Annotated in this window: 4 protein-coding genes; 3 read left to right on the forward strand and 1 reads right to left on the reverse strand. The window is 75.8% G+C overall.

Annotation, left to right across the window (positions count from 1 at the left end):
• Nucleotides 1-91: 91 nt before the first annotated feature.
• Nucleotides 92-1,135 carry a polysaccharide deacetylase family protein gene (locus AB0O01_RS32935; protein ID WP_365319231.1) on the reverse strand — a complete coding sequence of 348 codons (1,044 nt, stop codon included), beginning with the start codon at nt 1,133-1,135 and terminating at the stop codon, nt 92-94.
• Nucleotides 1,136-1,614: 479 nt separating this feature from the next.
• Here AB0O01_RS32935 and AB0O01_RS32940 point away from each other — a divergent pair, with 479 nt between their 5' ends.
• From AB0O01_RS32940 to AB0O01_RS32950, 3 genes are all read left to right on the forward strand, one after another.
• Complete coding sequence (locus AB0O01_RS32940) at nt 1,615-4,806, forward strand: AMP-binding protein (RefSeq protein WP_365319233.1); 3,192 nt, start codon at nt 1,615-1,617, stop codon at nt 4,804-4,806.
• A 127-nt stretch (nt 4,807-4,933) separates the two neighbouring features.
• On the forward strand, nt 4,934-8,020 hold the full coding sequence (locus tag AB0O01_RS32945) for an amino acid adenylation domain-containing protein (RefSeq protein WP_365319235.1): 3,087 nt from the start codon (nt 4,934-4,936) through the stop codon (nt 8,018-8,020).
• Complete coding sequence (locus AB0O01_RS32950; protein ID WP_365319237.1) at nt 8,020-13,725, forward strand: amino acid adenylation domain-containing protein; 5,706 nt, start codon at nt 8,020-8,022, stop codon at nt 13,723-13,725. Before AB0O01_RS32945 ends, AB0O01_RS32950 begins: the two co-directional genes overlap by 1 nt.
• Nucleotides 13,726-13,737 lie beyond the last annotated feature (12 nt).

Here is a 13,737-nt window from a genome sequence, read left to right on the forward strand (position 1 = left end):
CCGACTGACCCCGGCTGGCCCGGGTCGACCCGGGCCCATCAAGGGTGGGGCCGCCGCCTCCCCGCCCCTCCCCGCCCAAGCGCCCCGCCGGTCAGAGCGTTTCCGGGAGGCCCGCCAAGGTGTCCGCGTGGACGAAGGCCAGATCGCGGGCCAGGAGTCCCTCGATGATCGCGGGGAGCGCCTGGACGCTCTGGCGCCGGTCGCCGCCGCCGTCGTGCATCAGGATCAGTGAGCCGGGCCGGGTGTGGTCGAGGACGGTGCTGGTGATCTTCTCGGGGCCCTGGCGGGCCCAGTCCCAGGAGTCGACGTCCCACAGGGCCAGCGCGGGTCCGGAGGGGAGCAGTTCGGCGAGGGTCTCGGGGGTGCGGGAGCCGTACGGGGGGCGGAAGACGGCCGGGACCCGGCCCACCGCCCGGTCGAACGCCTCGCTGGTGCGGTCGAGTTGGAGGCGGAACTGGCGGGCGGTGAGGTCGGGCAGGAAGGGGTGCGACCAGGTGTGGTTGCCGAGGCCGTGCCCGGCGTCCACGATCCGCCGTACCTCGTCGGGCAGGGCGCGCACATGGAGGCCGACGCAGAAGAAGGTGGCGACGACGTCGTAGCGGGCCAGGATGTCGAGGACCTGGCGGGTGTGGACGGGGTCGGGGCCGTCGTCGAAGGTGAGGGCGATCTCGGGACGGTCGCGCGGGCCGTGCCGGAACCAGCGGCCCGCCTCGGTGAGTTGGGCCTCGACGGGCGCGCTGCGGCGGATCCCGTCGTGGTAGTCGTCGTCGCGGCCGGTCTGGCCGCCGCCCTCGGCGGTCAGCGGGGCGAGGGCGTCGCGGCCGGTCCGGGCGAGTTCGGCGAGGGCGAGGGCCGGGACGGAGCCGAAGTCGGGGCGGTCGCCGAGGTGCCAGGGGTCGGCCCGGTAGACCTCCAGTCCGGCCGCCGTGAACACTCCGTCGACCAGACCGTTGGTGCTCTCCAGGGCCACGGCGCACGGGCCCTGCGGGTGTCTTTCCTCGCCGGTCAGCCAGCGGGTCAGCTCCGGTACCCGGTCGGCGCCCCAGTGGGTGGGCGGCAGGGCGCGTGCGCCGTCGGCGTCCACCACTTCGACCTGATAGCCATCGGCGGACCAGGCGATTCCCGCGTACAGCATCTGTGTGATTCCTTCTCACTCGCCCGGGTACGGCGGCGTACCCGGGGGGCCGGTTGAGGGGTGTCGGAGGGGGTGAGGGACCGGGCGGGGTCCGTCACGGGGAGTGCCGTGGGGGGGGTGGACGCGGGGCGGCCGGAATTGTCGGACGGAAGACCGCGTCGACTCCGGCCGTGCCGCCCCGCGTCCCCGTCCCGGCGGGTGCGGTGCGGTTGCCCGGGTGTTGGCCGGGTGTACCCCCGGTGACGAGGGGTTTTGCCGGGGAGTCCGGGTCCTGGCGGGGCGGCTCGCGCGACCGATCCCCACCGATGTCCACGAACTCTCCATCATTGCGACACAAGTGCGACAGTGGCGCGCTATCCTTCGCCGTGCCCCGCCGAATGGTCCAGACCATACCCAAGGGCGGACTTCGCGCGCCATGCCCATCGACCGACTCCTCTGTCAGCGCATGTCCGGGTCAACTCCCGGACCGGACAACGAACTTGGAGGGCATCATCAACGCACCGCCCGCTGTGCCGACCGTCCCCGATCTGCTCGACGCCCGTGCCGAACGGCAGCCCGACGGCATCGCGATCCAGGTACGCGGCGGCTCCACCCTCACCTACGGCGCCTGGCGGTTACGGGCCGTCCGCGCCGCCCGGGGGCTCGCCGCCTCGGGGGTGCGCCCCGGTGACCTGCTGGCCCTGCGCTTCACGAACGAGGAGTGGGACCACTACGCGGTCGCCTTCCTCGCCGCCCACTACGCCGGGGCCGCCGCCCTCGTCCTGCGCGCCGACCTCGCCGCACCGGAGGCCGCCCGGCTCGCCGCCCACTGCGGCGCCACCGCCGTCCTGCGCGGCTCCCGACTCCCGCCACTCGACGGCGAGTTGACGGATCACACCCTGAACGCCGTCGAGGCGGCCGGGACGGACGGGGATCCGACGCCCCCGCACCGCCCCGCCCCCACCGACACCGCCCAGATCGTCGGCACCTCCGGCACCACCGGGACGTCCAAGGGCGTCGTCGCCTCCCACGCCAGTCTGACGGCGGGACTGCGCCCCAACCCCCGCCACCGCCCCTACGCCCACTCCCGCCACGCACTGCACGCCTTCCCCCTCGGCACCAACGCGGCCCAGATGATGCTCATCGGCGCCCTCAGCGCGGCGCCCGCGACCGTCGTCCTGCCCCGGTTCGACGCCGAGGAGTTCGGCCGCGCCGTCGCCGAACTCCGCGTCGGGACCGTCTTCCTGGTCCCCTCCATGGCCATCGAACTCCTCAACTCCCGCACCGCCGAACGCCATGACCTCACCAGCGTGCTGCTGCTCTCCTGCTCCGCCGCCGCCCTGCCCGTCCCGGTCGCCCTGGCCCTGACCGAGGCCCTCCCCAAGGCCACCGTCGTCAACGCCTACACCTCCGCCGAGGCGTCCCCCGCCCAGCTCTCCACCATCGTCGACCTCACCCGCCCCGGCTCCGTCGGACGCCCCACCGACCCCGGCGACCTGCGGCTCCTCGGCCCCGACGGCACCCCGGTGGCCCCCGGCGAGACCGGTGAGGTGTGGCTGCGCCAGCCCGGCCCGCCCCGCGCCTACGCCGGGGACCCGGACGGCTCCGCGACCGTCTTCCGGGACGGCTGGGTGCGGATGGGCGACCTGGGGAAGCTGGACGACGGGGGCTTCCTCCATCTGGTCGACCGGGAGAGCGATGTCATCAAGTCCGGCGCCCTCAAGGTCTCCACCCTGCGGATCGAGGACGCCCTGCACGCCCACCCCCAGGTCGCCGACGTCGCCGCCCTCGGCATCCCGCACCCCGTCATGGGCGCGGTCCCGGCGGCGGTCGTGGTGCCGTCCGGGGACGGGCTCGACCTGGACGGGCTGCGGCTCTTCCTGGTCGGCAGACTCAGCCGCGCCGAGCTGCCGGTCCGGATCCTGCTCGCCGCCGACCTGCCCCGCAACGCCACCGGCAAGGTCGTCAAGCACCGGCTCCGCCCCCTCTTCGACGACCCCGCGCCCGACCCGGCCCACCCCGCCCCACCACAGCCCCGCACCGCCACCGAGGAGGCCCTCGCCGCGCTGTGGCAGGAGGTGCTGGAACGTCCGGTCACCCACAGCGGGGAGGAGTTCTTCGCGCTGGGCGGCGACTCCTTCCGCGCGGTGCGGCTGGCCACCGCCCTGAGGGAACGATTCGGCGTCGAGGCGGGCGCCGCCCTCGTCTTCGGCCGCCCCTCCCTGCGCGCCCAGGCCGCCTGGATCGACCGGCACACCGGCACGACAGCCGCGGCAGCGACGGCAGCGACGGCACCCCGGGCAGCAGCGGCAACACTGGCACCCTCGGCACCCCGGGCAGCAACGGCAGCAACGGCAGCAACGGCAGCAACGGCAGCAACGGCTCACCCCGCCCTGCCGCCCTACCTCCGCGCCCTGCGCGCCCAGCCCCACGAGGTGCCCCTCACCAGCCAGCAGGAGAACTTCCTCGACTGGGCGGCCGAGGAGGCGGGACGCGATGTCGGCGCGGTCACCGCCGTCTTCCGGGTCACCGACCGGCTCGACACCGGGGCCCTCGGCCGGGCCGTCACCGCGCTCGTCGCCCGCCACCCCGCGCTGCGCACCCGGTTCGTGCCCGTCCCCGGCGGGCCGCCCGGACTGGTCCGGACCGTCCTCGACCCGGAACCCCGCGTCCGGCTCACCGTCCTCGACGTGCCCGGCGCCACCGACCACGAGACCGACGCGCTGCTGATCGCCGAACGCGACCGGCTCACCGATCTGGGCGGGGACCCGCTCACCCGGCTGCTGGTGGTCTCCCGGGGCCCCGAGGACCATGTCGTCCTGCTCGCCGTGCACCACATGGTCGCCGACGGCTGGTCCATCGGCGTCCTGCTGCACGAACTCGGTCTCGCCTACGACGCCCTGCGCCGGGGTCGCGCCCCCCGGCTGCCCGAGCACGCCCTGCCGTACCAGGACCTGGTGCGCTGGGCCGGCGACCAGTGGGACGCGGGACGGCGGCACTTCGCGGACGCGCTGGACGGCGCCCCCTCGGCGCTGGACCCCTTCCCCGGCCGCCGGGCCGTCGACCGGGTCCACACCGTGGCCCACCCCTTCACCGTCGCCGCCGGGCCCGCCGGACAACTGCGCGGGCGCGCCCGGGACCTCGGGGTCACCCCGTTCATGGCGGTCGCCGCCCTGTGGAGCGGACTGCTCGCCGGGCGCGGCGGCGGCACCGATCTGGTGCTGATGACCCCGGTGCCCGGCCGGACCCGGCCCGAGGCCCAGCGGACGGTGGGCTGTCTGGTGCAGTCCCTGCTGGTGCGCGTCGACTGTTCCGGCGGCCCCGGCTTCGCCGAACTCGCCGAGCGGGTCCGGCTCGCCACCACCGGCGCCCTGGACCACCAGATGTACCCCTACGCCGAGTTCACCCCGCACCGGATCGCCTTCCCGGCCTGGCTGCGGTACGAGAACTGGGCCGCCGACGCCCACCTTCCCGGGCTGCGCTGCGCGCCCTGGACGCTGCCGCGTGGGACCACCGTCCCCTGGCCGCTGCCGGGCGGCGACCTGGGCGTCCCCGAACTCACCGTCGTGGAACAGCCCGACGGCTCGCTGGACTGCTGGATCCAGTTCAACGCGCTGGCCTTCGGCGAGGACGCCATCACCGCCCTCGCCGAGGACTTCACCACCGCCCTCACCGCCGCGACCGGCGGCTGACCCACCCCTCCCCTCCCCCGCCGGACGCGGGCAGCGCCGCCCCGTCCGTACGGCACCGCATGTCCTCTTGCGCCCACTGTCCCTCCCTCTGTCCGCCCGCACGCACGACCGATCGAGGAAGACTCCCGTGACCAGCATCACCGCCAGCCCCGCCCAGCAGGGCATCTGGATCAATGAGCGGCTCGCCCCGCTCGGCTCCCTCCACCATCTGGCCTTCGCCCTGCACATCGAGGGCCCCCTCGACGAACCGGCGCTCACCGCCGCCGTCGCCGATGTGGCCGCCCGACATCCCGCGCTCTCGCTCACCGTCCGGGACGACGACGGCACCCCCGTGCTCGTCCCCGGCCCGGCGCCCGCGCTCACCGTGCGCGATGTCGCCCCCGGGTCCCGGGACTTCGTGACCGCCGAGGAGAGCGCGGCCCCCTTCGACCTGGCCGCCGGGCCCCCGGCCCGGTTCACCCTGCTGCGGACCGGTGCCACCCGGGCCACCCTGCTGGGCGTCCTGCACCATCTCGTGCACGACGGCACCTCCACCGACATCCTGCTGACCGATCTCGCCGCCTGCTACGCCCACCGCACCGGGCACGGCCCCGCCCCCGCCCCGCTCGCCCCGGCCGGGGATCCCCTGCCCGCGTACGGTCCGGAGGACCTGGCCGCGGCCACCGCCCACTGGGCGGGGCGGGAACTGCCCTCGCCCGACGTCCGGTTGCCCGGTCTCGCCGCCGACCCCGACGGGCCCTCGGGCCCCGGCACCGGACCGGGTGCCTTCGTCGCCTTCGACCTCGACCCGGCGCTCCGCGCCGACCTGGACGTCACCGCCGGGAAGCTCGGCGTCACCCCCTTCGAACTCCTCCTCACCGCCGTGCACACCCTGCTGCTGCGGTACGGCAACGAGCGACCGGCCGTCGCCGTCGACCTGGGCACCCGGGGCCCCCGCGACGAGGGGCGGACCGGGATGCACGTCAATGAGCTGCCGGTGGTGTCCGCGCCCCGCCCCGACACGCCCTTCGGGACGTTCGCCCGCGCGGTGCGGGCCGAACTCCGGGCCGCCTACCCGTACCGCCGGGTCCCCCTGGCCCGCGCGGTGCGGGGTCTGCGTCCCGGCGTCACCCTCGCGCCGGTGTCCCTCACCTACCGGCGGCGGATGGCCCCCGTCGCCCTGCACGGGCTGACCACCACGACCGACTGGTTCGTGTTCCCGGGCACGGCCCGGGGCGCGCTGCGGTTCCATCTGCTGGACGGTCCCGACCAACTGAGCGTGCTGCTGATCCACCGCACCGACCGGCTGGAGCCCCGGCGCGCGGAGCGGATCGGCGCCCATCTGCGGCGGCTGCTCGGCGCGGTCACCGCCGCCCCCGGCACCGCGCTGGCCGATCTGCCCCTGCTGGACGACGCCGAACTCGCCCCGCTCACCGGCCCCGCCCCGGACCCGGACGCCCCCGGCGCCACCCTGCCCGCCCTGCTCACCGCCGCGTTCGCCGCGCACGCCGACCGCCCGGCCCTCACCGCCGGGGAGCGGACCCTGACCTACGGCGAACTGGCCCGGGGCGCGCGCGGGCTGGCCCACCGACTGGTCGCCGAGGGGGTCGGGCCCGGGACGGTCGTCGCGGTCTGCGCGGAGCGGTCCGCCGAGCTGGTGGCCGCCGTGCTCGCCGTCACCCTGGCCGGGGGCACCTATCTGCCGGTCGACCCCGGCTATCCGCCGGACCGGGTGGCGTTCGTCCTCGCCGACTCCGGAGCGCCCTTCGCCCTGGCCGGACGGGGCACCGCCGACCGGATCCCGCCGGGGGTCCGTACGCTGCTCGTCGACGGCCTGTTCGACGCCCCCGCGGGTGCGGACACCGGCACGGACGCCGCGCCGGACCCCGCCGATCTCGCCTACCTCATCTACACCTCCGGCTCCACCGGCCGCCCCAAGGGTGTCGAGGTGCCGCACGGCGCCCTGGCCCATCTGCTGCTGGCGTTCCGCACCTCGCTGACCGCCCGCCCGGGTGACGTCTGGCTCGCCGTCACCTCCCTCTCCTTCGACATCTCCGCCCTGGAACTGCTGCTGCCGCTGATCACCGGCGGCCGGGTGGTCCTCGCCGACGAGCGGCAGGTCCGTGACGGCGGCGCCCTCACCGGGCTGGCCGCGCGGCACGGGGTCACCCATCTCCAGGCCACCCCGTCCGGCTGGCGGCTGATGCTGGACGCCGGACTGGACGCCCCCGGGCTCACCGCCCTGTGCGGCGGCGAGGCGCTGCCGCTGCCGCTGGCCCGGCGACTGCGCGAGCGCGTCGGACGGCTCTGGAACGTCTACGGCCCCACCGAGACCACCATCTGGTCCACCGCCGCCGAGATACCCCCCTCCCCCGGCGAGATCACCATCGGCCGCCCGATCGCCGGGACCACCGCCCTCGTCCTGGACCCGGCCGGACGGCCCGCCCCGCACGGCATCCCCGGTGAACTCGCCCTCGGCGGCGCGGGACTGGCCCGCGGCTACCGCGACCGGCCCGAGCTGACCGCGCGGCGGTTCGTCACCGACCCGGCGAGCGGCACCCGGCTGTACCGCACGGGCGATCTGGCCCGGGTCCGCGCCGATGGCGCCCTGGACTGCCTGGGCCGTCTGGACGACCAGGTGAAGCTGCGCGGCCACCGGATCGAGCCGGGGGAGATCGAGGCCCGGGTCCAGGAGCACCCGGCGGTCTCCGCCGCCGCCGTCGCCGTGCACGGCACCCCCGACGACCCGGGCGGCCAGATCCTCACCGTCCATCCGGTGTGGCGGACCGGCGTGCCCGTCCCCACCCCCGCCGAACTCCGCGCCTTCCTCGCCCTCACCCTGCCGCCGGTGATGCTGCCGCAGGCGGTGGTCCCGCTGCCCGCGCTGCCGCTCACCCCCAACGGCAAGACCGACCGCCGGGCCCTGCCCGCCCCCGACCGCACCCCGGCCGCCCCCGACCCGGGCCCCGGTTCGACGGCCCCCGGTGACGAGCCCTGGGACGAGGTCACCAGCGAGGTCGCCGCGATCTGGCGCGAGGTCCTCGGCCTCGCCTCCCTCGGCCTGGACGACGACCTCTTCGACCTCGGCGCCCACTCCCTGACGATCACCCAGGTCGCCGCCCGGATCCGCGACCGCCTCGGTGCCGAGGTCCCGCTGCACGTCTTCTACGAGGCCCCCACGGTCGCCGCCGTCGCCGACGCCGTCACCCTCGAACTGCTGGCGGAGGACGACTGATGGCCGCCGTGGACCAGCCGGCACCCGTGCCGCAGACCAGACGCCGCACCCTCACCCCCGAGCAGCGGGCCCGGCTCGCCGCCCGTCTCCGGGACCGCCCCGCCCCCGGCGCCCGCACCCCGTCCGTGCCGCCCCGCCCGCCGGGCACGCCCGCGCCGCTGTCCCTGGCGCAGGAGCGGCTGTGGTTCGTGGAGCAGCTCACCCCGGGCACGGCCGCCTATGTGCTGCCGATCGCCGGGCGGCTGCGGGGCGCGCTGGACCCGGCCGCGCTGGCCGAGTCGCTGCGGCTGATCGCCGTGCGGCACGACACGCTGCGGGCGTCGTTCCCCGCCGCCGACGACGGGACGCCGCTGCTGCGGATCGCGCCGCCGGACTCCTTCGCCGTGCCCTGGCGGACCGTCGATCTGGGCGGGCTGCCCGCGCCCGAGGAGGCGGCCCGCGCCGCGGTGGAGGCGGAGGTGGCCCGGCCCTTCGATGTCGCCGAGGGGCCCCTGGTCCGGGCCCTGCTGCTGCGGCTCGCCGACGACGACCATGTGCTGGCCGTCTGCCAGCACCATCTGACCGGCGACGGCTGGTCCGCGTCCGTGCTGCTGGACGAACTCCTCGCCGGGCACCAGGAGCTGACCGGCGGCCCGGCACCGGAGCGGGCGCCGCTGCCCGTCAGCTACGCCGATGTGGCGCACTGGCAGCGGGCGCGGCAGGAGGAACCGGCGGCGCGGGAGTCGCTCGCGCACTGGCGGGCGGCGATGACCGGCGTACCGCCGCTGGAGCTGCCCACCGACCGGGCCCGGCCCGCGCTGCCGGGGCCCGGCGGTGCCACACACACCTTCCGGCTCGACCCGGAGGCGTTCGAGGCGGCCCGCGCCCTGGCCCGGGGGCGCGGTGCCACCCTCTACATGACGCTGCTCGCCGCGTTCCAGGTGGTGCTGGGGCGCTGGTCGGGACAGACGGACTTCGCGGTCGGCACCCCGTTCGCGGGGCGGCCCGCCGAGGCGACCGAGGGGCTCATCGGGCTGTTCAGCACCATGCTGCCGCTGCGGGCCGCTCTCGCCCCGGAGGTGCCCGAGGGGCCCTCGCCCGGTTTCACCGACGTTCTCGCCCGGGTGCGGGCCGCCGCGCTCGCCGCCCAGCAGCATCAGGACACCCCCTTCGAGCGGCTGGTGGAGGCGCTGGACCTGCCGCGGGACGTGAGCCGCCCGCCGCTGTTCCAGGTGTCGTTCGCCCTCCAGAACCATCGCGCCCCGCACTTCACCCCCCGCGATCTGGAGTGGAGCACCTTCCCGTTCCACGGCACCGGGGTCCATCTGGACCTGGGCCTGTACTGCACCGAGACCGGCGGCGGACTGGACGCGTTCCTCACCTACCGCACCGATCTGTGGGACCCGGCGACGATCGCCCGGCTCGCCGGGCACTGGCAGCGCGTCCTGGTCGGCGCCGCCGCCGACCCGCACGCCCCGGTGGGCACGCTGGAGCTGCTCGGCGCCGAGGAACGGCACCGGGTGCTGACCGAGTGGAACGACACCGGCACCGCCGTCCCGGGCGCGGCGACCCTCGCGGACGCCGTCGCCGCCCAGGCCGCCCGCACCCCGGACGCCATCGCCCTCGTCCACGGCGGGCGGAGCATCGACTACCGGGAGCTGGACCGGCGGGCGAACCGGCTGGCGCATCTGCTGCGCGCCTTCGGGGCCCGCGCGGACGCGCTGGTCGGGGTCTGTCTGGACCAGGGCATCGAGCAGGCGGTGGCGCTGCTGGCGGTGCTGAGGGCCGGGGCCGCCTATGTGCCGCTGGACCCCGAGCAGCCCGCGCGGCGCCTCGGGCACATGCTGACCGACTCCGCGCCGGTCGCCCTGGTCAGCACCGCCGCCCACCGTCCCCTGCTCGCCGGGGCCGAGGCCCCCGTCCTGCTGCTGGACGACCCGGCGGATCCGCTCGGCAGGATGCCGGACACGCCCCCGGAGCCGGTCGGCGGGCCGGACCGGCTGGCGTATGTCATCTACACCTCGGGGTCGACGGGGACACCCAAGGGGGTGGCGGTGCAGCACCGGCAGGTGCTCACCTATCTGGACGGAGTGCGGCAGCGGTTCGCGGCGGCGGGGCTGCCCGACGGCGCCCGCTATCTGCTGCTCCAGTCCCTCGCCTTCGACTTCGGCCTGACGACCCTCTATCTCTCCCTCACCACCGGCGGCACCCTGCATCTGCTGCCGCCGCGCACCTCCGGGCCCGAGATCGCTGCCCATCTCGCCCGGCACCGCATCGACTGCGTCAAGCTCACCCCCTCCCATCTGGCCGCCCTCATGGCCGAGGTGGACGATCCGGCGGCGCTGCTGCCCCGGCGGCTGCTGATCCTCGGCGGCGAGGCGTCCGGATGGGAGTGGAGCCGGGCCCTGGCCGAGACGGGCGCCCGCACGGGCTGCCGGGTCGTCAACCACTACGGGCCCACCGAGGCCACCGTCGGCGCGACCACCCATCTGGTCGACCCGGACCGCCCGGCCGAGGGGCCCACCACCCCCATCGGCCGCCCGCTGCCCGGCGCCCGGGTCTACCTCCTCGACGGCGAGGGCGCCCCCGTGCCGCCCGGCGCGGTCGGTGAGCTGTGGATCGGCGGCGACCGGCTGGCCCGCGGCTATCTCCATCTGCCCGACCTCACCGCGGCCCGCTTCCGCCCCGATCCCTTCGTCCAGGACCCGCCGGGACCGGGACCGGCCCGGATGTACCGCACCGGGGATCTGGCCCGGCACCGTCCGGACGGGACCGTGGAGTTCCTGGGCCGGGGCGACGACCAGGTCAAGATCCGGGGCTACCGGGTGGAGCTGGGCGAGGTCGAGTCGCATCTCGCCCGGCTGCCCGGCGTCGGCCAGGCGGTGGCCGCCGCGCGGGGACCGGCCGGTGAGCTGACCCTCGTCGGCTATCTGGTGCCCGCCGACCCGGACAGTGCGCCGCCGCCCGCCGCCGAGCTGCGGCGGCTGCTCGCCGAGCACCTCCCCGACTACCTCGTCCCGTCCCGCTTCGTCGTGCTGCCCGACCTGCCGCGCCAGGCGCACGGCAAGGTGGACCGGCGGGCGCTGCCGGAACCGGGGCGGCCGGAACCGGGTGAGGGGGCGGCATACGTGGCGCCGCGCAGCGACGCCGAGCGGACCGTCGCGGGGCTGTGGGCCGAGCTCCTGAACCTCGAACGGGTCGGCGCGCACGACGACTTCTTCGACCTCGGCGGGCACTCCCTGCTCGCGATGCGGATGGTGGCGTCCCTGCGCCGGCTGCTGGGCCCGGAGGCCGGCGTCACCCTGATGGACGTCTTCCGCCACCGCACGGTCGCCGCCGTCGCCGCCCTCGCCGACGCCGAACGCGGCCCCCGCCGCCTGCTGCACCGCCTCACCCCCGACCGCCCGGCGACCCTCTCCCTGGTCTGCCTGCCGTACGGCGGTGGCAGCGCCGTCGTCTACCAGCCGCTGGCGGACGCCCTGCCCGACGGGGTGGCCCTGCACGCGGTCGCGGTCCCCGGGCACGATCTGGGGATGTCGGAGGAGTCCCTGCCGCTGGAGGAGGTCGCCCGGCGCTGCGCGGACGAGATCCTGGAGTCGGTGTCCGGGCCGGTCGCGGTGTACGGGCACTGCGGGGTGGGGGCGGCGCTCGCCGTGGAGACGGCCCGGCTGCTGGCCGCCGCCGGACGCGACCCGCGGGCCGTCTACCTGGGCGGGATCTTCCCCTTCGCCCGCCCCACCGAGGGGCTCCTCGGCCTGTTCTCCCGCTTCTCGGTCCTGGACCGGCGGCGCAGCGGCCGGCTCCACCTCAACTGGCTCCGGTCGATGGGCGCCGACCTGGAGGGCCTCGAACCCGAGCAGCTCGCCACCGTCGTCCGCAATGTCCGGGAGGACTCCCGGGCGGCCGAGGCGTACTTCACCGAGCGGCTCGCGGGGCCGCCGTCCGGGCTCGGCGGCCCGGTGGTGTCGGTGGTCGGCTCGGCCGATCCCGGGACCGAGTTCCACCGGGAGCGGTTCCGCGAGTGGGGGTTCGTCGGGCCGACGACGGCGGTGGCCGTGCTGGACGAGGGCGGTCACTACTTCCTCAAGCACCGGGCCGCGGAACTCGCCGAGATCGTGACGACGGTCCATCCGGCGGTGGACCAGGGCACGGCGGACGGTCTGTGCCGGGCGGGGCGCGGGGAGGGGGCCACCTGGTGGCTGGACGGGGCGCACCGGGAGGCCGACGCCTCCGGACAGACCCCGGACGCCGCTCCGCGCACCCGGCGGGACACCCGCCGGTTCGTCGCGGTGGCCGCGTCGCAGACGGTGTCCCAGACGGGGTCGGCGCTGACCGAGTTCGCGCTGCCGCTGTGGATCTATCTGACCACCGGGTCGGTGGCCTGGTTCGGGCTGTTCGCGGTGCTGGGGATCGTGCCCGGACTGATCGCCGCGCCCGTGCTGGGCAGTCTGGTGGACCGGGTCGACCGGCGCCGGGTGATGCTCGTGGCCACCCTGGTGTCGGGTTCGACGGAGGCCGCGCTCGCGCTGCTCCATCTCTTCGGGGCGCTGAACCCCTGGCACGTGGGCGTTCTGATGGCCGTGCTCTCGGTGTCCCTGACCGGGCAGCGCCTCGCCTTCCAGTCGGCCATCCCCCAACTGGTCCCCAAGCGCTATCTGGGGCACGCGAACGGGGTCGTCCAGATCTCGGGCGGGATCGCGCAGGTCGTGGCGCCGCTGGCGGCCGTCGGTCTGCTCGCCGCGATCGGTATCGGCGGGGTGCTGCTGCTGGACGTGGTCAGCTACGCCGTCGCCGCGACCGTGCTGCTGACCGTGCGGTTCCCGCGCACGCTGGCCGCGCGGCGCCGGGAGACCCTGCGGCAGGAGATCGTCGAGGGGTTCCGGCTGGTGGTCGGCCGTCCCGGCTTCCGGGCGATGCTGGTGTTCTTCGCCGTGCTGAATCTGTTCCTGCCGGTGCTGTTCCAGATGATCTCGCCGCTGGTGCTCGGTTTCTCGTCGCTCGGTTCGGTGGCCTCGGTGTCGCTGGCGGGGGGGCTGGGCGCGGTGGTGGGCGGGCTCGCGATGGGCCTGTGGGGCGGGCCGCGGCGGCGCCGGATGCGGGGGATGCTGCTGGTCGTCCCGGTCCTCGCGCTGTTCTGCGCGCTGACGGGCCTGCGCCCCGATCTGCTGGTGGTGGGCGCCGGGGTGTTCGGCATGTCGGCGTCCCTCTCCCTCCTCAACGGCATCTATCTGACGATCATTCAGGTGAAGGTGCCGCAGCGGTTCCACGGCCGGGTGATGGCCCTCAACCAGCTCGTCGCCTGGTCCACCCTGCCGGTCGGCTATCTGGTCATCGCCCCGCTCGGCACCGAGCTGCTGGGCCCCCTGATGGCACCGGGCGGCGCGCTCGCCGACACCCTCGGCCCGCTCCTGGGCACCGGCTCGGGCCGGGGCATCGGCCTGCTGTACCTCCTGCTGGCGGCGGCGATCCTGCTGCTGGGCGCGGTGTCCCTGCGGGTACGGGTCCTGGCCCGCTTCGACCAGGAGGTGCCGGACGCCCAGGCCGACGACCTGGTGGGCCTGGCGGCACTGGCGACGGAGCGCGGGGGTGATGTCCCGGAGGTAGGGCGCCGAGGTGAGTACGGGCCGGGCCGCTCCTTGAGTACGGGTACTCAGGCAGCGGCCCGGCGTTCTCCGGGACAGTGGTCGCGGCCAGCCGACCACGACCCGAGAAGAGACCTCCGGTGACCACGCCTCCCA

The sequence above is a fragment of the Streptomyces sp. NPDC093252 genome (assembly GCF_040683675.1).
GTDB lineage: Bacteria > Actinomycetota > Actinomycetes > Streptomycetales > Streptomycetaceae > Streptomyces.

Coding starts and splice junctions, on each gene's coding strand:
- AB0O01_RS32935 (WP_365319231.1), bottom strand. CDS start 1,135: ATGCTGTACGCGGGAATCGCCTGGTCCGCCGATGGCTATCAGGTCGAA.
- AB0O01_RS32950 (WP_365319237.1), top strand. CDS start 8,020: ATGGCCGCCGTGGACCAGCCGGCACCCGTGCCGCAGACCAGACGCCGC.